14 protein-coding genes are annotated in these 24,344 nt (G+C 74.4%); 7 read left to right on the top strand and 7 right to left on the bottom strand.

The genetic code is table 11. The features are described from left to right. Window positions 1-54 precede the first annotated feature (54 nt). From ACFZAM_RS28405 to ACFZAM_RS28395, 3 genes are all read left to right on the top strand, one after another. A complete protein-coding gene (locus tag ACFZAM_RS28405) occupies window positions 55-1,449 on the top strand; it encodes an FAD-dependent oxidoreductase (protein ID WP_391050329.1) in 1,395 nt (464 codons plus the stop codon). A 201-nt stretch (window positions 1,450-1,650) separates the two neighbouring features. After that, a complete protein-coding gene (locus tag ACFZAM_RS28400; RefSeq protein ID WP_355346550.1) occupies window positions 1,651-2,103 on the top strand; it encodes a hypothetical protein in 453 nt (150 codons plus the stop codon). 68 nt (window positions 2,104-2,171) lie between these two features. After that, complete coding sequence (locus ACFZAM_RS28395) at window positions 2,172-3,704, top strand: CoA-acylating methylmalonate-semialdehyde dehydrogenase (protein WP_391050328.1); 1,533 nt, start codon at window positions 2,172-2,174, stop codon at window positions 3,702-3,704. Here ACFZAM_RS28395 and ACFZAM_RS28390 read toward each other — a convergent pair. After that, entirely contained in the window at window positions 3,676-4,605 is a 930-nt protein-coding gene (locus ACFZAM_RS28390; protein WP_391050327.1) for a phosphatase PAP2 family protein, read from the bottom strand. The genes ACFZAM_RS28395 and ACFZAM_RS28390 overlap by 29 nt on opposite strands. 158 nt (window positions 4,606-4,763) lie before the next feature. Beyond that, window positions 4,764-6,095, bottom strand: coding sequence for a 4-aminobutyrate--2-oxoglutarate transaminase (gene gabT, locus ACFZAM_RS28385; RefSeq protein WP_391050326.1), 1,332 nt, complete (start codon window positions 6,093-6,095; stop codon window positions 4,764-4,766). Between the two features lie 278 nt (window positions 6,096-6,373). Between gabT and ACFZAM_RS28380 the strand changes: the two genes are divergently transcribed. Further along, window positions 6,374-8,716: an ATP/GTP-binding protein gene (locus ACFZAM_RS28380; RefSeq protein ID WP_391050325.1), complete on the top strand. Its 2,343-nt coding sequence runs from the start codon at window positions 6,374-6,376 to the stop codon at window positions 8,714-8,716. Window positions 8,717-8,976: 260 nt separating this feature from the next. Continuing rightward, on the top strand, window positions 8,977-10,524 hold the full coding sequence (locus tag ACFZAM_RS28375) for a PucR family transcriptional regulator ligand-binding domain-containing protein (RefSeq protein ID WP_355346565.1): 1,548 nt from the start codon (window positions 8,977-8,979) through the stop codon (window positions 10,522-10,524). Between the two features lie 15 nt (window positions 10,525-10,539). Here ACFZAM_RS28375 and ACFZAM_RS28370 read toward each other — a convergent pair whose 3' ends face one another. The 5 genes from ACFZAM_RS28370 to ACFZAM_RS28350 are packed head-to-tail and all read right to left on the bottom strand — an operon-like array spanning window position 10,540 to window position 20,094. Beyond that, complete coding sequence (locus ACFZAM_RS28370) at window positions 10,540-15,690, bottom strand: SAV_2336 N-terminal domain-related protein (protein ID WP_391050324.1); 5,151 nt, start codon at window positions 15,688-15,690, stop codon at window positions 10,540-10,542. Between the two features lie 12 nt (window positions 15,691-15,702). Next, window positions 15,703-16,800, bottom strand: coding sequence for an AAA family ATPase (locus tag ACFZAM_RS28365; RefSeq protein ID WP_391050323.1), 1,098 nt, complete (start codon window positions 16,798-16,800; stop codon window positions 15,703-15,705). A gap of 54 nt (window positions 16,801-16,854) precedes the next feature. Further along, window positions 16,855-18,579: a hypothetical protein gene (locus tag ACFZAM_RS28360; RefSeq protein WP_391050322.1), complete on the bottom strand. Its 1,725-nt coding sequence runs from the start codon at window positions 18,577-18,579 to the stop codon at window positions 16,855-16,857. A gap of 4 nt (window positions 18,580-18,583) precedes the next feature. After that, the gene (locus ACFZAM_RS28355) at window positions 18,584-19,546 is read right to left on the bottom strand and encodes a trypsin-like peptidase domain-containing protein (RefSeq protein ID WP_391050321.1); all 963 of its coding nucleotides are present in this window, start codon (window positions 19,544-19,546) and stop codon (window positions 18,584-18,586) included. Next, window positions 19,543-20,094: a CU044_2847 family protein gene (locus tag ACFZAM_RS28350; RefSeq protein ID WP_391050320.1), complete on the bottom strand. Its 552-nt coding sequence runs from the start codon at window positions 20,092-20,094 to the stop codon at window positions 19,543-19,545. Before ACFZAM_RS28350 ends, ACFZAM_RS28355 begins: the two co-directional genes overlap by 4 nt. 617 nt (window positions 20,095-20,711) lie before the next feature. Between ACFZAM_RS28350 and ACFZAM_RS28345 the strand changes: the two genes are divergently transcribed. Both ACFZAM_RS28345 and ACFZAM_RS28340 read left to right on the top strand, forming a co-directional pair. Further along, window positions 20,712-22,172 carry an aldehyde dehydrogenase family protein gene (locus ACFZAM_RS28345; protein WP_391050319.1) on the top strand — a complete coding sequence of 487 codons (1,461 nt, stop codon included), beginning with the start codon at window positions 20,712-20,714 and terminating at the stop codon, window positions 22,170-22,172. A 230-nt stretch (window positions 22,173-22,402) separates the two neighbouring features. Then, complete coding sequence (locus tag ACFZAM_RS28340; RefSeq protein ID WP_391050318.1) at window positions 22,403-24,343, top strand: acyl-CoA dehydrogenase family protein; 1,941 nt, start codon at window positions 22,403-22,405, stop codon at window positions 24,341-24,343. Window position 24,344: the final 1 nt, after the last annotated feature.

Raw genomic sequence — 24,344 nt, 5'->3', positions numbered from 1 at the left:
GTACCGCCCCCGTGTTCCCGACGCAGACCCGCGCATCACGAAGGTGTGAGAACCATGGACGCAGCCCGCTCGCTCGCCGAGGCCGAGCCCCGACCGTACTGGCTGGACGACCCCGGCAGGCCGCAGGCGCACCCCGCGCTCACCGGCCACGACAGCTGCGACCTGCTGGTGGTCGGGGGCGGCTACAGCGGGCTGTGGACCGCGCTGCTGGCCAAGGAGCGCGATCCGCAGCGGGACGTGGTGCTGGTCGAGGGGGACAGGATCGGGTGGGCCGCCTCCGGGCGCAACGGCGGCTTCTGCGCCGCGAGCCTCACCCACGGCGCCGCCAACGGACTCGCCCGCTGGCCCGACGAATTCGACGCGCTCCAGCGGCTGGGCGACCGCAATCTCGACGCCATCGAGGAGGCCGTCGCCCGCTACGGCCTGGACTGCGACTTCGAGCGGACCGGCGAGATCGACGTGGCCACCGAGCCGCACCAGTACGACGAACTGCGCGAGGCCGCCCAGGAAGGCGCCGAGCACGGCCTGGACGCGGAACTGCTGGACCGCGACCAGGTCCGCGCCGAAGTCGACTCGCCCACCTTCCTCGGCGGCCTGTACAACCGGCGCGGCGTCGCCATGCTGCACCCCGCCAAGCTCGCCTGGGGCCTGGCCCGCGCCGCCGCCGACGCGGGCGTACGGATCTACGAGCGCACCCCGGCCCGCGACCTGGCCGGCTATGGCACGGCGCTGGGGGTGCGCACCCCGTACGGCAGGGTGACCGCCCGCCAGGTGGCGCTCGGCACCAACGTCTTCCCGTCACTGGTCCGCCGGGCCCGCCCGTACACCGTGCCGGTCTACGACTACGCGCTGATGACGGAGCCGCTGACCGAACAGCGGCTCGTGGCGATCGGCTGGCAGGGCCGCCAGGGACTGAGCGACAGCGCGAACCACTTCCACTACTTCCGGCTCAGCGCGGACAACCGCATCCTGTGGGGCGGCTACGACGCGGTCTATCCGCGCGGCGGCCGGATGCGCGCGGAGTACGACCAGCGGCCCGAGACCTTCCTGAAGCTGGCGGAGCACTTCCGCACCTGCTTCCCGCAGTTGGAGGACGTCCGCTTCACCCACGCCTGGGGCGGCGCGATCGACACCTGCTCGCGCTTCTCCGCCTTCTTCGGCACCGCGTACGGCGGCCGGGTCGCCTACGCGGCCGGGTACACCGGGCTGGGCGTGGGCGCCACCCGCTTCGGCGCCGACGTGATGCTGGACCTGCTGGCGGGGGAGGAGACCGAGCGGACCCGCCTGGAGATGGTCCGCAAAAAGCCGCTGCCGTTCCCGCCGGAGCCGCTGGCCACCGTCGGGATCGGCATCACCCAGTGGTCGCTGGCCCGCGCCGACCGGTCGGGAGGGCGGCGCAATCTGTGGCTGAAGGCGATGGACCGCGCCGGGCTCGGCTTCGACAGCTAGGGCCTGATCCGCCGGACAGGCCCTGGGGCCGCCCGGCGGGGACCCGCGGTGATCCCCCGGCGCACAACCGGCATACGGCGTGAGCCACTTCACTACCAATGAGTAGCGAAACCCGCGTAATGATCGGCCCCCAACCCGCTCTCTTCCATGACAGCGACCGTCCACAGCGGTCGTCGGGCGGAAGAGACGGAGGAGCCGGTCATGGTCAGCACCGGTGCGAAAAGCGCGGTCGAGTGGCTGGTGTCGGTGGCGGTGGATCCGGTGAGCTGCCGGTGGGAGTGGGAGCGCAACCCCCTCGGGGTCACGCTGCTGCCCGCCGGGAAACTGTGGGACGTCCTGATCCTCACCGGGGATCTCGGCTACCCCACCCTGGACGTCCTGACCCGGCTCGTGGAGCGGCCGGGCCCGGTGCTCGCCGACTTCGGCGACTCCCGGATGGGGTTCTTCGTACCGCCGGGCACGGCGGCGCGCTGGCTGGCCACCGGCGTACGGACGGCGGGCCGCGGCACCTGGATCGTCGTGCCGTATCCGGGCCGGGCGACCGGCGGGGTGCGGTGGCTGGTGCCGCCGGACGGCAGCGGGCACCTCACCGACCCGGTGCTGCTCGAACTGGCCATGCACGAGGCCGCCGCCCAGATCGCGGGCGGCGGCTGAAGGACGCACCGCGGAGCGAGCCCACCGCGCGGTGCTTGTGACCACCTCCCCGGCCTGGGGAGACTGACATGAGACAACGACGGAAGGGTCAGCCCGTGACGACCAAGCACATCACCCACTGGATCGCAGGCAAGGGCTGGACCGGCGGCGCGGAACGGCACGCAGACGTGTACGACCCGGCGACCGGCGCGATCACCGGGCAGGTGGACCTCGCGTCCGCCGACGTCGTGGACGCGGCGGTCGACGCCGCCCTCGACGCGTTCCAGCAGTGGCGGCACACTTCGATCGCCAAGCGCACCGGCGTCCTCTTCGCCTTCCGTGAACTGCTCAACGCCCGCCGCGACGAACTGGCCTCGATCATCGTCGCCGAGCACGGCAAGGTGCACTCCGACGCCCTCGGCGAGGTCGCCCGCGGCATCGAGGTCGTGGAGTACGCGTGCGGCATCCCGCAACTGATCAAGGGCGGCTTCACCGAGCAGGCGTCCACCGGCATCGACGTCTACTCGATCCGCCAGCCGCTCGGCCCGGTCGCGATCATCTCGCCGTTCAACTTCCCCGCCATGGTGCCGATGTGGTTCTTCCCGCTGGCCATCGCCGCGGGCAACACCGTCGTCGTCAAGCCGTCGGAGAAGGACCCCTCCGCCGCCAACTTCATGGCCGGGCTCTGGCAGGAGGCGGGCCTGCCCGACGGCGTCTTCAACGTCGTGCACGGCGACAAGCCCGCCGTCGACCGCCTGCTGGAACACCCCGACATCAAGGCCGTCTCCTTCGTCGGCTCCACCCCCATCGCCCGCTACGTGTACGAGACCGGCACTCGGCACGGCAAGCGCGTCCAGGCCCTCGGCGGCGCCAAGAACCACATGCTGGTGCTGCCCGACGCGGACCTGGACCTGGCCGCCGACGCCGCCGTCAACGCGGGCTTCGGCGCCGCGGGCGAACGCTGCATGGCGGTCTCCGTGCTGGTCGCCGTCGACCCGGTCGGCGACGGCCTGGTCGAGCGGATCAAGCAGCGCGTCGCGGGTCTGACCGTGGGACCCGGCTGCGCCGCCAGTTCCGAGATGGGCCCGCTGGTCACCGGCGTGCACCGCGACAAGGTGACCGCGTATCTGGACTCCGGCGTCGCGGACGGCGCGGAACTGGCCGTCGACGGCCGCAAGCACCCCATCTCGGGCGCGGAGACCGCCGACGGCTTCTGGCTCGGCCCCACCCTCTTCGACCGCGTCACGCCCGGCATGTCCGTCTACGACGACGAGATCTTCGGCCCGGTGCTCTCCGTCGTCCGCGTCTCCTCGTACGAGGAGGGCCTGGCGCTGATCAACGCCAACCCGTACGGCAACGGGACCGCGTTGTTCACCAACGACGGCGGCGCCGCGCGGCGCTTCCAGCACGAGGTCGAGGTCGGCATGGTCGGCATCAACGTGCCGATCCCGGTGCCGGTCGCGTACTACTCCTTCGGCGGCTGGAAGTCCTCGCTCTTCGGCGACACCCACGCCTACGGCGAGGACGGGGTCCGCTTCTTCACCCGCGGCAAGGCCGTCACGCAGCGCTGGCTCGACCCTTCGCACGGGGGCATCAATCTGGGCTTCCCGACGAATAGCTGACCGTCTGTCCGTCGGCGTCCGGACCGTCGGCGTCCGGTCCGCCGACGCCCGGACGGTCGGCGCTCGAACCGTCGGCGTCCGGTTCGCCGGCTTCCGGCGCGTGGCTGAACAGCCCGGCCGCCGCCACCCACGCCACCAGCGTGACCGTCAGGAACCAGCTCGCCAGCACGTCCAGCGGCCAGTGGTAGTCGCACCACACCAGGGCGACGCCCACGGCCGCCTGGAGGGCGAGGGTGAAAGCGGTCAGCGCGGTCCTGGCCGCGGGGCGGCGCACGTACGGCAGCAGGAGCAGCAGGGCCAGGCCGTACGCGACGGCGGAGGTCGCGGCGTGACCGGAGGGGAAGTAGCCGTAGCCGTCGAGCCGGGGCAGGAGGCGGCCGGGCGCTGGCCGGTGCACCGCGGACTTGACCGTGTCGACGACGACCGGCAGCAGCGCCATGGCCACGCAGGCGGCCAGCGGCGGCAGCCACCAGCGGACGACGGCCGCCCGCCGCCCGAGCACCGCGGCGGCCACGACCGCGACGAGCAGGACCGGTACCGCCACCTCGATGTTGCCGAAGTCGCTCACGACCTGCGCGGTGCCGTGCACGCCCGGATGCGCGGCGGACGCCCGCCGGAACCAGCCGAGTACGGTCCAGTCGCGGCCGACCAGCCGCCCGCCGGTCTCGACCTGCCAGGTGAGCAGGGAGAACAGGGCGGCGCCGACGGCGCTCAGCAGCAGGAGAAAAGTCAGCCGCCCCGGAACAGGGGGGAGAGTTCCGGGGCGGCCAGGGCGACCGCCGTGCCGCTCGTCCCGGGGGGTGTGGGACGAACGGCCGACCGATCGGCGAGGAGTGCCGGGGCCTACGGTCCCGGCGGTGTCGTGCGCGAGGGCACTGCTGAGCCGGTGTTGGGGATACACCGGCGCGGTGTCGCCCGTGGTGATCTCCTTCGGAGACCGCCCCGAGCGGGGTGTTCTGCTCAGACCGTACGTCACCGGGAGGGCCACAAGGCCAGGGATCACCCCTCCGCCATCAGGCCCGCACACGTTCTTCACGTCCCCCCATTCCTTACCGCCGGTCACACCCCGGCGAAGGCCCCCTCGATGATGTCGAGGCCCTCGTTGAGCAGATCCTCCCCGATAACCAGCGGCGGGAGGAAACGCAACACGTTGCCGTAGGTGCCACAAGTGAGGACAACCAGGCCCGCACTGTGACACGCGCGGGCGATCGCGCCGGTCAGCGCCGCGTCCGGGGTCGTGGTGCCCGGCTCGACCAGTTCCACCGCGATCATCGCGCCGCGCCCGCGGACCTCGCCGATCGCCGGGAACTTCTCCTGGAGCGCGGTCAGCCGCGCCTTCATCACCTCGCCGATCCGCCGCGCCTTCGCCGCGAGGTCCAGCTCCTTCATCGTCTCGATCGCGCCCAGGGCCGCCGCGCACGCCACCGGGTTGCCGCCGTAGGTGCCGCCGAGGCCGCCCGCGTGCGCCGCGTCCATGATCCCCGCGCGCCCGGTCACCGCCGCCAGCGGCAGACCGCCCGCGATGCCCTTCGCCGTCGTGATCAGATCCGGCACCACGCCCTCGTCCTCGCACGCGAACCACTGACCGGTACGGCAGAAGCCGGTCTGGATCTCGTCCGCGACGAACACGATCCCGTTGTCCTTCGCGAACTGCGCGATCCGCGGCAGGAAGCCCTTGGCGGGCTCGATGAAGCCGCCCTCGCCCGCGATCGGCTCGATCACGATCGCCGCCACGTGCTCCGCGCCGATCTGCTTGGTGATCATGTCGATCGCCTGCGCCGCCGCCTCCTCCGCCGCGTGCTCCGGCCCGGTCAGCCACCGGAAGCCGTACGCCAGCGGCACCCGGTACACCTCGGGCGCGAACGGCCCGAAGCCCTCCTTGTACGGCATGTTCTTCGCGGTCAGCGCCATCGTCAGATTCGTCCGGCCGTGATAGCCGTGGTCGAACACCACGACCGCCGGGCGCTTGGTGTACGAACGCGCGATCTTCACCGCGTTCTCCACCGCCTCCGCGCCCGAGTTGAACAGCGCCGTCTTCTTCGCGTGGCTGCCGGGCGTCAGCTCGTTCAGCGCCTCGGCGACCTCCACGTACCCCTCGTACGGCGTCACCATGAAGCAGGTGTGCGTGAAGTCGGCGAGCTGCGCCGTGGCCCGCCGCACCACGGCCTCCGCGCTGTTGCCCACCGACGTGACCGCGATCCCGGAGCCGAAGTCGATCAGCCGGTTCCCGTCCACGTCCTCCACCACGCCGCCCCCGGCGCGCGTCACGTACACCGGCAGCGTCACCCCCACCCCGTTCGCGACCGCGGCGCTCTTGCGCGCCGACAGCTCCTGCGACTTGGGGCCGGGAATGCTGGTGACCAGCTTGCGTTCCTGCGGAAGTGCGGTCATGGCGGGTGCTCTCCTCAAGCCGGGCGGCGGTGTCTGTGCGGTGTCTCTTCGGATCTCTTCGGACTTTTCAGCTCTTCCCGCAGGCTAGGCCGCGTCCCGGCCCGCCCGCATACGCCGATAGGTAACACTGCCCACCGACGATTCGCCGTAACGGCCAGTGCGCGCGCCGCGGCGTGCCACCGCCCGCCACCGGCAAGATCCTTTTACGGCGGTAGCCGCTCGACTACATTGAGCGCATCGTCGGCGACGAGGGGCGAGGGGCACGCACCATGGATGCCATGGATCACGAGGGCGCGCACGGGTACGGCCACCGGCCCGAGGTGCCGCCCCGGCCCGCCGGGACACCGGCGCGCCCGGCCGCCGCGCCCCCCGTGCCCAAACAGGCACCGCCGATGTCCGAGACCGAGCGCTGGCTGCGCACCCCGCGGATCTCCGACGCGCCCGGCGTGTACGCCTACGGACACGTGCCCAACGAAGCCGACCGGGTCCCCGACGGCCGCGTCCTCGGCCGCGCCGCACTCGCCCTCCTCGCCGGAATCCTCATCTGGTCCCTGCGCAACAACGGCTTCCTGCCCTGGTGGCAGTTCCCGCTCAAGATCCTGACCCCGCACAGCTGGTCCTTCAGCGGCCACCAGTCCCGCCCCGAGGTCTTCACCCAGAACCTCTACAGCGTGCTGTCGGCCGCCGTGATCGTCTGGATCACCGGCAGGCTCGGCAACTGGGGCGAGGCGGCCCGCCGCTTCCTGAACACCCCCGCGCGCCGCGGCTGGTTCGCGCTCGCCGCGGGCGCCCTGGTGTGGCAACTGAGCTGGACGGGCTACGTGCCCCTCCTCGACACGGTGCTCGACCTCTTCCCGTACTCGTGGATAAGCGGTGGCGGCAACCCCAACCGGGCCGCCGCGGTCACCTACGCCATCTACGCCCTCGTCGCCGCGCTGATCGCCTGGCCCTGCGCCACATTCGGCGGCTGGTTCGGCATCCCCGGCTGGCAGCCCGACGACACCGCGGGAACGCGCCCCGCCGCCCCCTCGTACACCCGCACCGGCACCGACCCCTTCGGGGAGACCCCCGCGGACTGGCCGGAACTGCGCGCGGCCGGGCGCTCCGACGCGGCCGACCGGCTGGCGCGGGACGTGGGCCTGGGCCGGATGAACGACGTGGACTGCGTCCGCGTCCGGCACGCGTGGGACGAGACCCGGCAGCGCCCCCGCGAGGTCCTGGCGTTCACCGACGAGGTCCGGCGCCTCGGCGGCGGCGCCTGCCTCCACCCGTCGGGCGAGCGCGACCTGCCCGCCCGCACCGCCCCGCACGACCTGCTCGGCGGCCAGGTCAGGATCGGCCGCGGCGTCGAGGACGACCGCAACGGCTTCCAGTACCGCGGCTCCGGCATGGCCCTCGACCCCGCACTGCTCGGTACGGGACTGCTCGTCGTCGGCCCGCCCGGCGCCGACAGGACCCGCCGCGTCATGCGCCCGGCGGCCGAGTCGCTCTGCCTCCAGGCGCTCACCGGCACCGCCGCCGTGGTCGTCGTGGCCGGCGCGGACACCGACCTCGGACCGCACGAGGCGTACGACGTCGTCATCGCGCCCGGCGACCCGGCCTCCCGCTACAGCCTCGACCTGTACGGCGGCACCACCGACCCCGACATGGCCGCCTGGCTGCTCGCCGAAGCCCTCGTCGACGGCCCCGAGGCCGAACAGCGCCGCGCCGTCGCCGCCCTCGGCCAGCTCCTCGGCCCCTACGCCGCCGCGCACGGCCGTTTCCCCCCGGTGCCGGTGCTCCGCGAACTGCTGGACGGCGCCCCCGAGGCGTACGAGGACCTGCGCCGCGCCGTGGACGCGGCGGGCGCGCCCGCGCTGCTGCGCGAACTCGACGCCAGGCAGCGGCAGTCCGCCCGCACCGGGGACATCGGCGGCGACCTCGCCAACCGGATCGCGCTGCTCGACCGGCCCGCCTTCGCCGGGTCCTTCGGCGCCCCCGACCGGGCCCGGCCGTTCTCGATGGAAGCGCTCGTCCACCCCATCCGGGTGCGGATCGAACTGCCCGAACGCGGCCACGCCGAAGCCTCCCGGATCCTCGTCCGGCTGCTGCTCGCCCAGTTCACCGCCGCCGTCCGCGCCCAGCGCACCTGGACCCGCTTCGTCTGCCTGATCGTCGACGACATCGGCCAGGCCGTCACCGCGGAGACCGTCCGCGCGCTGGCGGCCCTGCCGTCCACCACGGCGGGCATGGTCCTCGGCCTGCGCACCCTGGCCGACGTGCCCGAGCACCTGCGCGGCCCGCTCGTCGCCGCCGCGGGCTGCCGGATGTCCCTGGCCGGGGTCACGCCGTGGGACGGCAAGTTCTTCGCCGAGTCCTGGGGCACCACGCGGGTGGAGACCCGCGAGGTCACCCGCGCCGACCAATCGGGCGGCATGGCGCAGCGCGTCAACCGCGTGGCACGCCGGATGATCACCGGCCGGGTCGTCACCGCCGACGCCGTCACCGTCCGCGAGGTCGAGCGCGAACGCTGGTCGGCCTCCGACCTCGCCCACACCGTGCCCGCCGGGCAGGCCGTCGTCTCGCTCACGACCACCGCGGGGGAGAGCGCCCCGCCGGTCCTGGTGGACCTGCGGGGGTAGCGCCGAGGGCGTGCGGGCCGGGCGCCGGTGGCGCTGGCAGGGCGTGCGGGCCGGGCGCCGGTGGCGCTGGCAGGGCGTGCGGGCCTGGTCGGGTCGGGCGGCGGCGGGGCGTGCGTGTCCGGTCGGGTCGGGCGGCGGAGGGGCGTGCGTGTCCGGTATTGGCGGCTGGCGTCAGGGCAGTGCTGGACGGTGCGGCACAATTGGGGGTGGCGACCGCTCCCGGTCGGCCAAAAATCGGCCTTCTCCCGTACCAGGCACCTATGCCCCTCACGCTCGCGTCCCTCGCCCACCACTCGGTCCTCAAGCTCACCGTCCTCGCCGGAGGCGACCGGCTGGGGGACACCGAAGTGCGCTGGGTCCACACCAGCGAGCTGGACGACCCGGGACCGTACCTGGAGGGCGGCGAACTGCTGCTCACCACCGGCCTGAAACTGCCCGTGGACGACGCGGAGCACATACGCGCGTACGTGACGCGGCTGGCGGCGGCCGGAGTCGTCGGCCTCGGCTTCGGCGTCGGGGTCGGCCACGACGCCGTGCCCCCCGCCCTGGTGGCCGCGGCGGAGACCGCCCGGCTGCCGCTGTTCGAGGTACCGCGCAAGACCCCGTTCATCGCCATCAGCAAAGCCGTCTCCGCGGCCGTCGCCGCCGACCAGTACAAGGCCGTCACGGCGGGCTTCGAGGCCCAGCGCGAACTGACCCGCGCCGCCCTCGCCCCCGACGGCACCGCCGCGCTCCTCAGCCGCCTCGCCCAGCACCTCGACGGCTGGGCCGCGCTCTACGACGCCTCAGGCGCCGTCCTGGCCGCGGCCCCCGACTGGGCGGGCCGCAGGGCGGCCCGGCTCGCGGGCGAGATCGACCGGCTGCGCGACACCCCCGCCCCGGCCAGCGCCGCCGTCGCGGGACCCGCGGGCAGCGAGGACCGCGTCGAACTCCAGTCGCTGGGCACCGGCCGCCGCCCCCGCGGCTTCCTCGCCGTCGGCACCGAGGAACGCCTCGACACCGCCGCGCGCTACGTCGTCCACGCCGCCGTCGCCCTGCTCACCCTCTCCCTCGAACAGTCCCGCACCCTCCAGGACGCCGAACAGCGCCTGGCCGCGGCCCTGTTGCGGATGCTGCTCGCCGGGGAGCCCGGCCACGCCCGCAGCGTCGCGGGCAAGCTCTACGGCACCCTCCTCGACCACCCGGTCCGCGTGCTCATCGCCGAACCGGCCGAGGCCCACGCCACCGCGGGCGCCGACGCCGTCACCCTCCTCGGCGAACGCGCCGAGGCCGTCGCCTCCCGCTCCGGCGACGCCCTCCTCGCCGTCCGCGAGGGCCCCCGGCTGATCGTGCTCGCCGCCGAGGAGTCCATGGCCCTGTCCACCGCCGCCGACCTCGCCGAGGCCGAGGACGCGCTGGCCGCGGGACTGTCCGCGCCCGTACTCCCCGCCGAGGTCCCCGAGGCCCACCGCCAGGCCGAACGCGCCCTCGCCGTCGCCCTGCGCCGCGGCCGCAACCTCGTCGAGCACGGCGAGGTCGGCGCGGGCTCCGTCCTGCCCCTCCTCGCCGACGACGCCGTCCGCGCCTTCTCCGAAGGTCTGCTGCGGCCACTGCGCGACCACGACGCCACCTCCCGCGGCGACCTCGTCGCCTCCCTGCACGCCTGGCTCTCCCACCACGGCCAATGGGACGCCGCCGCCGCCGACCTGGGCGTCCACCGCCACACGCTCCGCTACCGCATGCGGCGCGTCGAGGAAATCCTGGGCCGCTCGCTGGACGACCCGGACGTGCGGATGGAGCTGTGGCTGGCGCTGAAGACCGGGCCGTGAGGCGCTGACCCGCGGTCAGCCCCGCCGGTTGTCGGCCAGCAGCCGCGCGGCCATGCTCTGCGCCTGCCGCTCGGCGTCCCGCGCGTCCGAACGCCGCCTCGCCAGCAGGGACTTGGCCCGCAGCGCGGTCACCCGGTCCTGGTGCGGGCGGTCGGCGAAGAGGCTGTCCAGCAGCGACTCGGCGGCGGACAGGTGCCCCTCGGCCCGCGACCGGTCACCCGCCAGTTCACGGGCGCGGGCCAGCAGCAGTTCCAGGCGCGGCAGCAGCGGGCACCGGGAGCCGTAGACGTCCACGGTGGCGTCGCGCGCGCGCAGCAGTTGGACCGCCGCCGCCTGGACGTCCCCGGCCGCCAGCAGCACATGGCCCTCCGCCGTCCTGAACCGCGCGTAGAGATGCGGCCGTTCGACGTTCGCGCGCTCCACGAAGGGCCGCATCGCATCGATGTGCCGTTGGGCCCGGGTGATGGCCGGATACCACCGGTCGTCGCTGTACGGTTCCCGCTCGGCCCACTGCGAGCCGGACGCGTACTGCGCGAGGCTTGTCGCGAGCAATTCGGTGAGGGCCAGGTACAGATCGAAGTGCTCGCGTGTCGCGGCCGTGGCCAGAGACGCGAGGTCGGCCTCGGTGCCGCTGTCGGCGGCGCCGAGGCGCAACCGCAGGAGTGCCTCCTCGGCCAGCGGCACAGCGGCACCGATGGCGGACGATGACACGTCGTCCCTGGCGGCCGCGATCGAGGCGTCGAGGAACGAGTCCCGGCAGCTGTCGAGGAGTTCCGCCGTCATGTCGTCCCTGCGACCTCCCCAGGACGACGGCTCCGCCGACCGGCCGTACGACCGGGACGCCCGGCTGAGGTCGCCGGTCACGAACCCGTGCCTCAGGAGACCCTGGCCGACAAGGCGCCGACCACGCTGAGACACCGTCGGCTCCAGCCTCAGGTATTCCTCCTTCGCCGAATCCAACGAGCCACACCACAGCGCGAGTTCGGCTCTTGCCAGCGCAGCCTCCTCCTTCGCGGAAGGCGAACCGCGCCCGGCGCCGGGAGCCGCCTCGATCTCGGTGCAGCGCTCCAGCGCCTGCCGCACCAGGCCGCGCGCCATCCGTGCCCGCAGGGAGATGATCCGCCAACTCTGGCGCTCGTTGGGGATGAACAGCGACCTCGACAGGGGCCTGTCGTCGCCCAGCGCGATCAGGGCCAGCCGTTCGGCCTCCGCCGCGGAGCCGTGCAGCAGCTGATACCGGCTCCAGTTCACGAGCAGCGTGAGGATGGGGTCGGTGGTGGGGAGCACCTGGTCCTCGCGGGTATCCATGACCCGCCCGACCAACTCGCCGAACGGCGGCCCACTTTCGTACGCGGTCCAGGTCGCGGGATCGGGGGTCGGCTCCGGGTAGAAGCGGGACAGGGTCCCGACCAGCGCGCGCCGGAAGCGCGCGGCGTCCTGGCGGGTCACCCGGGCCCGCACGGCGGTACGGGCCGACTCGGTCAGTCGCAGCGCCGTCCCGTCGGCCTCGGCCAGATTGCCTTCCACCAACCGTGCGGTGTCGACGGGGAGTTCGGAGGACGGACCGCGTCCCTCCGGCCACGACGCCCACAGCGCGGACACCGTGGCTCCTGTGACGCCGTCGCCGGTGTCGAGGAAGTCCAGCAGCCACAGAGTGAGCAGCAGGTCGGGGCTGAGGGGAAGCACCGGAGAGAACGGACCGGCGTCGGCCGCCTCCCGCGCCGTGAAACCCGCCGTCACCGACGCCACGTCCCAGATCCGCGCGCGGCCGAAGGACGAGGCCGTGGCCAACAGGGGCCTGCCGTAGGTGCCGTTGAAGGCGGCGACGGCCACCACACGGCTGGTGTCCCCGGTGGCGACGGTGCCGACCGGCTGAGCGGACGCGGTGTCCCAGAGCGTGACCGTGCCCTCGGCGTCGATCGCCGCGACCAGGTCGGGCCGGCCGTGGACGTGGACGGTGGTGAGCGCGTCCACCTGTCCGAGCCGTGCGGGCAGGTCGCTGTCGACCTCCTCGCCGCTGGCGGCGTCCCTGACGTGGACGGTGCGGTTCTCCGGCGGGTGGTCCCCGGTCACGTGGAGGCAGAGCGGCCGTGCGCCGGGGCCGGTGAAGAAGGTGAGGGCGCGGACGCGGCCCACCAGGGGGGTGAGGGCCGAGGCGAATTCGGTGCCGGTTCCGGGGTCCCAGCAGCGCAGGGCGACGTCAGGGCCCGCCGTGACCAGGACGAGCCGTCCGTCCGCGTCGGTGAAGGTCGTCAGGAGGTGCGCCCCGGACGACGGGCCGGCGACGAGGGTGCGCGTCCGTGTGCCCGCAAGGAGGTCCCAGAGGGAGACGGCGCCGCCGATCCCCGCGACGGCGGCCTGCGGACGGCCGTTGGCGTCGGGGAAGACGGTGAGCGTCTGCACGGCGTCGGGACCGCCCTCCAGCGGTACGCCCGGGCCCGCGCTCCCGGCCGCGTCCCACAGGTGCGCGCCCTGGCCGTAACCGGCCGCCATCAGCCACACGCTGCCGCCCCAGACGTAACCGGCAAGGCCCCGGTCGCCCTTGGCGGTGGCCCACTCGTACAGCGGCAGGACCGGTTCGTCGGGGCTGCCGAACAGGCGGCCGAACTCGGCCCGTACGTCGATCGCCTGGAGCGCGCCGGGGTTGGTCGGCATGCGCTGGGCCAGCTCGTAGAGCCTGCTCGGGGTGGAGCGGTCCAGCGCCAGCAGGTCCGGCTCGATGTTCGCGGTGAGGTGGTCCATGATCTCGGCGCGGGTCAGCTCGCCGAGGGTGACGACGGTGCCCAGGCTCGACAGGTCGCGAACGCCGTCGAGGGAGGCCACGGTGAACAGCACGGAGCCCCGGCCGTACGGGGGAAGGCATCCCTCCAGCGCCTCGCGCAGGCCCTCGCCATAGGACCGGACCCGGTCGAAGATCAGCAGCCAGTCGCGGTGTGCGCCCAGGCGTGCCCACAGGTCCGTGGGGGGCGCGGAGCGGTGCTCCCGGTCCGGGGTGAGCGCGGACTCCAGCGCGGTCAGCCCTTCGCGCAGGCTCTGCCGGGTCCGTGCGTCGATCCGGTGGACGAAGCTGTGCCGGGGCCCGTACGTGCGGACGTACTCCTGCACCAGGCGGGTGCGGCCCGACCCGTTCGCGCCGACGACGACGGCCACCGAGGGCATGCTCCAGCCGCCGTCCGCCGTGCGGTCGGCGGGGGAGGGTCGCAACGTCCTTTTCAGGGTGTCCAGTTCGGGGGCGCGGCCGATCATCCGCTCGGGATCGGGCGGGGTGGTGACCGGCGGGACGGGGAGGAGGTGTTCGGGGTGCGGGACGGTGGAGGCGTGCGGCGTCGCTGCCGCCCCCTCGTGCGGCCCGGCGTCGAGCACGTCCAGGGCGCGTCCCTCGGCCGCTGCCGTCAACTGCCGTGCCAGCGCCCGGTGCTGGCCGCCCGCGCCGCTGAGGACGGCGGCGGCGACCTCGGCGAAGGGGAGGCTGCGTTCGGGCAGGAGCCGGCCGGAGGCGCCGTTCTCGGGGGCCGCCGCCGGGGCCGAGGCGGCGTCGACGGCCAGGGAGGCCAGCGCCCGGAAGTCCAGGGTGCCGCCGAAGGTCGCGGCGACGCGGCCGGAGACGCGCGCGAGGACATCGTCCAGGACGTGCAGGGATTCGGTACGGGTCAGCTCGGCGAGCAGCGCGTCGCGGACGCCGGGGGCGAAGTCGTAGACGACCTCGTCGGGGTCGGTGGGCGGTGCGGGCGCGGGCGCGTCATCGGGGGCCGGGCCGCGGCGCTCGATCAGGCCGGAGAGGAAGAGTTCGGCGAGGTCGGTCTGGCCGGAGCCGGGGACGGTGGCCTGCTGGACGAGCCGCATGACGGGCAGGCTCAGCGGGGCCGCCGCGAGGTGGCAGGCGAGGCGGAAGGCGTCGGGGGAGCAGCCGGAACGGAAGCGGGCGACGCGCTCCGCGGGGCCCGGCGGCTCCGAGGGGGCGGCGGCCCGCGCGGGCCGGGGCGCGCCGTGTACGGGCGCCGCCAGCATCGGGGACCAGCCGGGCACGCGGCCCGCGACCAGACCGGCCCAGGGTGCCAGCCAGGCGCCGTCCACCTCCATCACCGGCAGCCAGCGCACCCCGTGCGGGCGGGCGCCGCGCGGCAGGCCCGGCACGGCGGCGGCCGTCCGTACCTCGGCGACCGGCCGCGCCGCGTCGGGCACCCGCAGCTCGACCGGTGCCGTACGCAGCGCGGTGCGGTGCCACAGCCTGCGCGGCAGGACCTGGAGCGCGGCCACCGGGCGTTCCCGGCCCGCGCGGGCCAGGAATTCGGGCAGCTCGTCGCCGTACCAGGCGGGGCCGACGCCGTCGGTCAGCACGAGCAGCAGCGCCCGGCCGGCGGGGTCCTCCAGGGCGCGGCTCCAGCGCGGACCCGCGGGACCCGCCGGGGCCGCCGGGCGGGCGGACTTGCGGCGGCGGAAGGGGGACAGGCGCGGCGCGGGGCCGTCGGTCGACAGCGACCAGCACCGTACGTCCGCGAAGGCGCCGTGCCGCTCCAGCACCGTGCACAGCTCGGTGGCCAGGCGGTGCCAGACCGCCATCGTGGCGCCGGTGTCGATCAACAGGTCGACGGAGAACCGGCGTTCGCTCGCCGGCCGCCAGACCGGCAGCAGATACTCCGCCTCGCCGGTCGCCTGGGCGGTGGCCTCCTCGTCGAGGACCGCGGGTCCCGGCGCGGGCACGGACTGGCGCAGCGGGCGCAGGGCGCGGGCGAGGTCCAGGGAACCGCTGAGCGCGGGCGGCTGGGTGACCCGCACGACATGCGCGGCGGGGCCGCCGGGCGCGGGCGCGGCCTTGGTGAGCGAGTGCAGGCCGACGCGCGGGGCGGGGGCGGCGGGCGCGGCCGGTGGGCGGCGCGGTCCGGGTCCGGGGTCCGGTGCGCGCTCCCGCTCCGCCGGTTCGGGGCCCGGCCGTACGGGGTCCGGTTCCGGTGCGACCGCCCGCGGCGGTTCCTCCGGGCCGCCGCCGTCCACCTCGTCGGCCCCGTCTTCCGCCGTCAGTCCGGCCAGCCGTGCCAGCCACACCACATCGGCCATTTCGACAGCCGTGGGGCCGTCCTCGTGGCCGCCGAGGAGCCCGGCCAGTACGGCCCTGAGCCCGTCGGGGTGCTCGGGTGGCCGTGGCGGTGGGGGTGGGGGTGGGGGCATGGCGGGCGCGGGTCAGGACTCGTTGAGGGGGCGGAGGAGGACGCTCTCGATGAACTCGCGGTCCTGCCGGCCCGACCACAGGCCGCGGTCGGCCATCAACAGGGCGTTCAGGAGCTGGTCGTTGGCAAGCTCCGCGCCCTCCTCGCGCTGGCGGCGCAGGAACTCGGCGATGACCGCGGCGCGTTCGGCCGCCGCGCCGGGGGCGCCGGGTCCCAGGTGCGCGGTGACCATCGCGGCGAGCCGGTCCGCGTCCGGCGGCTGGATCTCCAGCCGGACGCAGCGACGCAGGAACGCGGCCGGGAACTCCCGCTCGGCGTTGCTCGTCAAGACGGTGAAGGGGAACTGAGCACAGCGCACCGTCCCGCCAGTGACGGTGGCCGTCCGCGCACCGTCCGCGGTCATGACTTCCTGATCACCCGGCCCCAGCCGGGCGAGTTCCGGAATCCCGAATTCGCCTTCCTCGAAGACGTTCAGCAGGTCATTGGGCAGATCGAGATCACTCTTGTCGATCTCGTCGATGAGCAGCACCCGCGGGTGCCGCCAGGGCAGCAGCGCCGTACCGAGGGGACCGAGCCGCAGATAGCGGCCGACGGGCGGCGGCTCCTCCCTGCCGGTGCCGCCCCCGGTGCCGTCCCTCCCCGCGCCGCCCGTGCTCCCCGCCGGACCGCGTCCCATGCCCGCGTCGTGCAGACGGCCGATCGCGTCGTACGCGTACAGGCCGTCGCGCAAGGTGGCGCGGCTGGTGATCGGCCAGCGCAGCACGGGACCGAGGCGCAGTTCGTGGGCGACCGCGTAGGCGAGTGTCGACTTGCCGACTCCCGGCTTGCCCGTGATGAGCAGGGGGCGGCGCAGGTGCAGGGCCAGGTTGACGAGCTGCACCTCGCGCCGGTCGGCCTGATAGGCGACGGCCTGGCGGTCGCGGCCGAGCCGCCGGGCGGTCGCGCCGTCCGCGCCCGGTCCCGTGTCGGCGGGCGGCGGGGGCAGTTCGCCGGGGTCGCCGTACTCGGTGCCGAAGGCCCGCCAGGCGGGGGCCTCCGGCAGGCCGTCGATGCCGTCGTGCGGGGTGCCGGTACCCCGGTACACCCACCAGTCGTCGCCGTTCGCCGTCACTGCACCGCTCCTTGTCCTCTGCGTCCTGTGCGTCCTGTGCGCGTCGTCCGCATGTCAGGCCATCCCCGCGTACGGCGTGTCCTGGTCGGCGTCCACGCTGTCCGGGTCGTCCCAGAGCAGCGTGATGTTGTTCCGCACGTCGTCGGCGCCCGCCGTCCTGCCGTACTTGCGGCAGCGGTGCACGGTCTCCGGCAGGTCGAGCAGCCGGGCCGGGGGGTGGGCGCGCAGCGCCGTCACCAGCTCGCGCGGGTCGCCGGGGTCGCGCCGCCACAGCATGACGGGCACGCCCTCGGTGTACAGCGCGTCCTTCACGGCCGCGAGCAGGTGCGCCGAGAGCCGGTCGTACGGCACGGTCAGGCCGAGGCAGGCCAACTCGGGCTGCCGTACGAGGGATTCGGTCAGCTCAGTCGCGGCGGACCGCCCGTGCAGCCGGGGCCAGGAGATCCTGCCGAGCGCGTCGTCCGCCGGGTCCGGCTCCCGAGCCCCGGTTCCGGCCGTGTCGCCGTTCCCGCCGCCGTGCGGGGCCGCCGCTCGCTGCGGGTCCCGGCGCAGATGCTGCCAGCGCTGCCGCCACGCGCCGATGACCCAGGAGTCGGTGTACCGCTCCAGGGACCGTACGACGACGGGGTGGTGCTGGCCGAGCGGGGTACGGGTCGGGCCGGCCGACCACAGCTCGGCGCTGTAGCCCAACAGGGCCTCGGGCAGCAGGAATTCGACCCGGACACCGCCGCCCGCGCCGCGCACCTCGCGGGCCAGTTCCGTCCACGCCGACATCCGGGCGCTGCCCGCGCCGGTCAGCTCGCTGCGGCGGAAGGGCTCGCTGGGCGGCAGCGCCGCCACCCGGCGCAGCGGGCCGCCGTGCACGGCCTGCCGGTAGTAGGCGCCGCGCAGTTCGTAGCTGCCGTCCTCGACATGCTCGGGGCCCGCGGCCTCGACGCGGATCTGCACGATCAGCCGGTCGGCGGCCTCCGGGCTCTGCGCTCCGCCGCCGGCCGTCCCGGTGTCCCCGGCCCGGCCGCCGCCCAGCGCGCCGAGCAGCTCGCGCAGCGCCGCCCAACGGGCGTACGCGGCAAGGTCGGTGTCGGCCGTGACGGAGCCGAGGAAGCGCAGCAGCGGTACCGCCCGGCCCGCGTCGCCGCCGGGGCCGCCGCCCCGTAGGTCGGACAGGCGCACCAGGATCTCCGGCAGGGTCTCGCGGCCGGTGAGCAGCGCGGTGCCGGGCGCGCCGTGCGGGACATGGCGCGCGAGCTGGGCGGGGGAGGGGAGATGCGGGAGGTCCGCGCGCAGCGCGGTGAGGACGGTGAGCGAGGCGTCGGGCGGCAGGGGCGCCGCGCCGGTCAGGCCCAGGACGGCCAACTCCAGCCACGGCAGGGCCTTGTCGTACGGCGCCTGACCGCGCAGCGCCGCCCGCAGCGCGTCCAGTGCCGCGTCGGGGTCGGGGCGGGTCTCGATCGCGCCGACGAGATTGCGCAGGTGGGCGCGGGCGACGAACTCCTCGCGGACGTCGAGCCGGAAGCGGGCCCGGCGCGCGCCCCGCACGCCGCCCGGACCGTACGGCCGCGGCTCGTGGCGCTCCGCCGCCTCGTCCATCCGCTGGAGCAGGTCGAGCCGGTCGCCGTGCCGGGACAACTGCGGGAAGTCCTCCAGCAGTTCACCCAGCAGCTCGGCCGCGCCGACCGGCCACGGACCCCCGTCGGCCGCCGGACCGGGACCGTCCCCGGCCCTGCCGACCTTGGCCAGCAGGCGCTTCGCCGTCCACTTCCCCTCCACGGAACCCATCGCGCTACGCGTCCCCCCAGCCGCCGATCGCCCGCCCGACCAGGTCGCGCAGCCGCTCCAGGGCCCGGTCGTCCGGCACGATCTCCTCCATCGCCGTGAACAGGGCGCGCCACGCGGCCCCCTCGTCCCGGAACCGGCGGCAGCTCAGCACCAGCCGGAAGAGGTGGTCCCGGCGGCCCGGCCGCTCCTCCACCTCGAAGGAGTACGGCAGGCCGAGGTGGTCGCCCATCCGGTCGAGCAGGTCGTAGCGGTTGTCCGCGCGTCCCAGAGAGGGGAACGCCAGCAGGGCGTCGACCAGTTCCATGTCGGTGGGCGGCGGGCCGGGCGCGGCGGCCGTCGGGGCGGAGCCGGCCGGGGCGTCGGCGATACCGAGGAGGCCGCGCAGGGCCGAGACCGGGGTGCACCAGCCGCCCCGGTCGTCCCGGTACGAGCGGCTGCCCTTCACCACACCGACCACGAGACCGGCCCGGTCGAGCAGCATGCTGCCGCTGAAGCCCTCGCGGACGCCGTCGCCCAGCACCCGGAAGAAGTCGCCTGACCTGGCTCCTGTGCGCAGCGCGAGCGAGTCCGGCTGGACACCGGGGGAGGGGGTGAACTCCGAGTAGCCGAGCGCCGTCACCTCGGTGCCCGGCTCGGGGTCACTGGCCGCGAGCGACGCGACGGGGTGCCCGGACCACCCGGCCACGGTCAGCAGCGCCAGGTCCGGATACGGGTGGAAGCGCCCGCCGTCGCTGTGCGGAGGCACCGCCCGTACGCCGTCCGCCGCCACGGGACCACCGCCGGACGGGTGCCGTACGACGATTCCGGCCGCTCCGGCCACCACGTGCGCGGCGGTGACGACGAGCCCGTCCCGTACGAGGAAGCCGCTGCCCCGGAAGGTCCCGCCGATCTCCAGCCACACCGCGCGTAAGTGCGCCTCGCCGCCCAGCGGTCCGGCGCCCCACCAGGCGACGGCCCCAGCGCTCACGGCTGTCCGCCGGACCCGGAGCCCGTGTCCCCGGCCGGGCCGGTCCCGTCCGCGGCGGCTCCGACCACCGCCGTGACGGCCGCCCCAGCCGCTTCAGCCGCTTCAGCCGCTTCAGCCGCCTCGGCCGCCTCGGCCGCTTCCGCGCGGGCTCTGCGCGCCGCCAGGTCCCAGGAGAGCCGTACGGTCAGGCTGGCCTCGCTGCCCGCCTCCGCGATGATCCCGAAGAGCTGGCCGGACTTCACGGCCAGATTGAGGCCGAATTCGACCTCGAAGGCGTCGGGGGAACCGGCGGCGCCGCCCTCCGTCACCGTTTCGGCCGCCCAGCGGCCGACACTGCGGACGGTGTCGCGCACCTGGCCGAGGCTCAGGGCGACGGCCGAGCCCAGCGCGGCGGCGCGGCGGCCGACGTCGACACCGACGTCGCCGTACGCGTCGGCGCCGCCCGCGCCGGAGGCGGCCTCACCGGGCTGCCGGAAGGTGAGGTCGCCGATGACCTCGGCCTCCACCGTCGAGCCGTCGCCCAGGTCGATCGTCACGGTCTCCGTCATGGCGTTCCCTCCCCGTCCCGCCAGCAGGATAGAGGCGCCCGAGGGCACGCCGTGCGGCTTTCCCCACCTGCCCCCCCGGCCGAAGCCGCTGCCGCCGACCGGCCGTACCCCGGCCCTCCTGGGGCCGTATCCGACGCCGTCCGCCCGCGCGCCCCCGGCCGGAGCCTCGCCAGCCGCCGCCGGAAGGCTTCCGGTCGCCCCGCCGGGCCGCTGCCGAACGCGGCCGGTCTCCGTAAGCCCGGCCCCTGCCGTCCCCGGCACCGGCGGTCCACCGGCCGCCGCCGGGCCCCTGGTGGTCCCCATAAGCCCGGCCCCTGCCGTCCCAGGCACCGGCGGTCCACCGGCCGCCGCCGGGCCCCTGGTGGTCCACGTAAGTCCGGCCCCGCCTTCCCCCGGCACCGACGCCCCACCGGACGCCGTCCGGTACGCCCGGCCGCCGCCGGGCCCGGCGGTCCCCGGAAGACCGGCCCCCCTCGCAGCGCCGGGCCATTCCGGCCATTACGGCGCGCGTCAGTGGGCACGTACTACGTCGTGGACAACGTGCGGTGTCCGCGGGCGCGCCTACCGTGAGAGACGGGACGGCAGCACAATCGAACTTCTGAAGGGCGGGACCCACCGTGACAACGACAGGCGCAGCCGCGTACGCGTTCTGGCTGGCGGGCCGTGAGGCCACCGGTACGGACACATTCGATGTGACCAGCCCGTGGGACGGCGCGGCGGTCGGCCGGGTGAGTGTGCCGACGGACGCGCAGGTCGAGGAGGCGGTGGCGGCGGCAGCGGCGGCGCAGGACGCGTTCTCGGCGACGCCCGCCCATGTGCGCGCGGCGGCGCTCGACCACGTGTCGAAGCGGCTCGCGGAGCGGTCGGAGGAGGTCGCCCGGCTGATCACGGCGGAGAACGGGAAGCCGATGAAATGGTCGCGCGGCGAGGTCGGCCGCGCCGTGTCCGTCTTCCGCTGGGCCGCGGAGGAGGCCCGCCGCTTCAACAGCGGCGAGGCGCAGCGGCTGGACACCGACGCCGGCGGCGTCGGGCGGCTCGCGCTGACCCGCCGCTTCAGCCGCGGCCCGGTGCTGGGCATCGCGCCGTTCAACTTCCCGCTCAACCTGGTGGCCCACAAGATCGCCCCGGCCATCGCGGTCGGCACGCCGATCATCCTCAAGCCCGCCCCCGCGACCCCGCTGTCCGCGCTGCTGCTCGGCGAACTCCTCGCCGAGACCACCGGCCTGCCCGAGGGCGCCTGGAGCGTGCTGCCGGTGGCGAACGACCGGATGTCCTCGCTGGTCCAGGACCCGCGGCTGCCGGTGATCTCCTTCACCGGCTCCGACACCGTCGGCTACCAGATCATGGACTCCGTGCCGCGCAAGCACGTCACCCTCGAACTCGGCGGCAACGCCGCCGCCGTCGTCCTCGCCGACTGGTCGTCCGAGGCCGACCTGGACTGGGCGGCGAGCCGGATCGCCACCTTCGCCAACTACCAGGCGGGCCAGTCCTGCATCTCGGTGCAGCGCGTCATCGCCGACACCGCCGTCTACGACGCGCTCGCCGAGAAGATCGTCGCCAAGGTGCGCGCGCAGGCGGTCGGCGACCCCGGCGACGACGCGACCGACGTCGGTCCGCTGGTCAGCGAGGCCGCCGCCGAGCGCGTCGCCTCCTGGGTCGACGACGCCGTCGGCAAGGGCGCCAAGCTGCTGACCGGCGGGGTGCGGGACGGCGCGAGCTACGCCCCGACCGTCCTGGCCGACCTGCCCGCCGACGCCGTCCTCGCCTCGGCCGAGGCATTCGGCCCCGTCCTGTCGCTGCACCGGGTGAACGGCACCGACGAGGCTTTCGCCGCCGTCAACGACTCCCGCTTCGGCCTCCAGAGCGGCGTGTTCACCCACGACCTCCAGGCCGCCTTCCGCGCCCACCGCGAACTGGAGGTCGGCGGCGTCATCATCGGCGACGCGCCCTCCTACCGCGCCGACCAGATGCCGTACGGCGGTGTGAAGGACTCCGGCACCGGGCGCGAAGGCGTCAAGTACGCGATGGACGACTACACGTACGAGCGCGTGCTGGTCCTCACCGGCCTGGACCTTTAAACACAGGACCTCCAGGCACGGGACCTCCAGACACGGGACCTCCAGACACGGGACCTCCAGACACGGGACCTCCAGACACGGGACCTCCAGACACGGGACCTCCAGGCACCGGCCTCCGGGGCCCGAGGGATTCGGCCGACCTCGCGCCGCGGATGGTCGGGTCGGCCGGATTCGGGTAGTACGGACAAGTAGCACCGGTTGGTAACCGGCTACCCGGAGGTGACGCAACCGTGTCCGCACCCACCGCACGCAAGGTCTCGGAGCGCGAAGCACGTCAGGTGGCGGAGGCCGCCAGAGAACAGGACTGGCGCAAGCCCAGCTTCGCCAAGGAACTGTTCCTCGGCCGCTTCCGCCTCGACCTGATCCACCCCCACCCGCTGCCCGCGGCCGAGGCGGTGGAGAAGGGCGAGGCGTTCCTCGACCTGCTCAAGGGTTTCTGCGAGACGAAGGTCGACGGCGCCAGGATCGAGCGCGAGGCGCGGATTCCCGACGAGACGATCGCGGGCCTGAAGGAAATCGGCGCCTTCGGGATGAAGATCGACACCGCGTACGGCGGCCTCGGCCTCACCCAGGTGTACTACAACAAGGCGCTGGCCCTCGCCGGTTCCGCGAGCCCCGCGATCGGCGCGCTGCTGTCGGCCCATCAGTCGATCGGCGTACCGCAGCCGCTGAAGATGTTCGGCACGCGGGAGCAGAAGGAGAAGTTCCTGCCGCGCTGCGCCCGTACCGACATCAGCGCCTTCCTGCTCACCGAGCCCGACGTCGGCTCCGACCCGGCGCGGCTGGCCACCAGCGCGGTCCGCGACGGCGACGACTACGTACTCGACGGCGTGAAGCTGTGGACCACCAACGGCGTCATCGCCGATCTGCTCGTCGTCATGGCCCGGGTGCCGAAGCCGGACGGCGGCGCGGACACCTACGAGGACCACAGGGGCGGCATCACCGCCTTCGTCGTGGAGGCCGACTCCGCGGGCATCACTGTGGAGAACCGCAACGCCTTCATGGGCCTGCGCGGTCTGGAGAACGGCGTCACCCGCTTCCACCAGGTCCGGGTCCCGGCCGCGAACCGGATCGGCGCCGAGGGCGCGGGCCTGAAGATCGCGCTGACCACCCTGAACACCGGCCGCCTGTCACTGCCCGCCATGTGCGCGGGCGCGGGCAAGTGGTGCCTGAAGATCGCCCGCGAGTGGTCGGCCGCCCGTGAGCAGTGGGGCAAGCCGATCGCCGAGCACGAGGCCGTCGGCGCGAAGATCGCGTACATCGCCGCCACCACGTTCGCGCTCGAAGCCGTACTGGACCTGTCGTCCCAGATGGCGGACGAGGACCGCAACGACATCCGGATCGAGGCCGCGCTGGCCAAGCTCTTCGGCTCGGAGGCCGCCTGGCTGATGGCCGACGAACTGGTGCAGATCCGCGGCGGGCGCGGCTTCGAGACCGCCGACTCGCTGGCCGCCCGCGGCGAGCGCGCCGTCCCGGCCGAGCAGATGCTCCGTGACCTGCGGATCAACCGGATCTTCGAGGGCTCCACCGAGATCATGCACCTGCTGATCGCCCGCGAGGCCGTCGACGCCCACCTGTCCGTGGCGGGCGACCTGATCGACCCCGACACCACCCTGGGCGACAAGGCCAAGGCGGGCGCCAAGGCGGGCGGCTTCTACGCCCGCTGGCTGCCCAAACTCGTCGCGGGCCCGGGCCAGCTCCCCCACGCGTACGCCGAATTCGGGCCGCTCGCCGGACACCTGCGGTACGTGGAGCGCAGCGCGCGCAAGCTGGCCCGCTGCACCTTCTACGCGATGTCGCGCTGGCAGGGCCGGATGGAGACCAAGCAGAACTTCCTCGCCCGGATCGTCGACATCGGCGCGGAACTCTTCGCGATGAGCGCCGCCTGCGTCCGCGCCCAGCACCTGGCCGCGACCGGCGACCACGGCCGGGAGGCCCGCCGTCTGGCCGACGCCTTCTGCCACCAGTCGCGCATCCGCACCGAGGAGCTGTTCGCCCGGCTGTGGACCAACACCGACAGCACCGACCGCCGCCTCACCCGCTCCGTGCTCAACGGCGACCTCACCTGGCTGGAAGCCGGAATCGTCGACGCCAGCCGCGAGGGCCCGTGGATCGCGGAGGCCGAGCCCGGCCCGTCGCGGGCGGACAACGTCCGCCGACCGGTGCACTGAC

The organism is Streptomyces sp. NPDC008079, from assembly GCF_042957385.1.
GTDB lineage: Bacteria > Actinomycetota > Actinomycetes > Streptomycetales > Streptomycetaceae > Actinacidiphila.
Note: the sequence above shows the minus strand (reverse complement) of the source record. Positions and strands in the feature narration are given on the sequence as shown.

What these genes read in the sequence shown, in the direction of transcription:
- ACFZAM_RS28405 (WP_391050329.1), top strand. Translation starts at nt 55, where the DNA reads ATGGACGCAGCCCGCTCGCTCGCCGAGGCCGAGCCCCGACCGTACTGG.
- ACFZAM_RS28400 (WP_355346550.1), top strand. Translation starts at nt 1,651, where the DNA reads ATGGTCAGCACCGGTGCGAAAAGCGCGGTCGAGTGGCTGGTGTCGGTG.
- ACFZAM_RS28395 (WP_391050328.1), top strand. Translation starts at nt 2,172, where the DNA reads ATGAGACAACGACGGAAGGGTCAGCCCGTGACGACCAAGCACATCACC.
- gabT (WP_391050326.1), bottom strand. Translation starts at nt 6,095, where the DNA reads ATGACCGCACTTCCGCAGGAACGCAAGCTGGTCACCAGCATTCCCGGC.
- ACFZAM_RS28380 (WP_391050325.1), top strand. Translation starts at nt 6,374, where the DNA reads ATGGATCACGAGGGCGCGCACGGGTACGGCCACCGGCCCGAGGTGCCG.
- ACFZAM_RS28375 (WP_355346565.1), top strand. Translation starts at nt 8,977, where the DNA reads ATGCCCCTCACGCTCGCGTCCCTCGCCCACCACTCGGTCCTCAAGCTC.
- ACFZAM_RS28370 (WP_391050324.1), bottom strand. Translation starts at nt 15,690, where the DNA reads ATGCCCCCACCCCCACCCCCACCGCCACGGCCACCCGAGCACCCCGAC.
- ACFZAM_RS28360 (WP_391050322.1), bottom strand. Translation starts at nt 18,579, where the DNA reads ATGGGTTCCGTGGAGGGGAAGTGGACGGCGAAGCGCCTGCTGGCCAAG.
- ACFZAM_RS28350 (WP_391050320.1), bottom strand. Translation starts at nt 20,094, where the DNA reads ATGACGGAGACCGTGACGATCGACCTGGGCGACGGCTCGACGGTGGAG.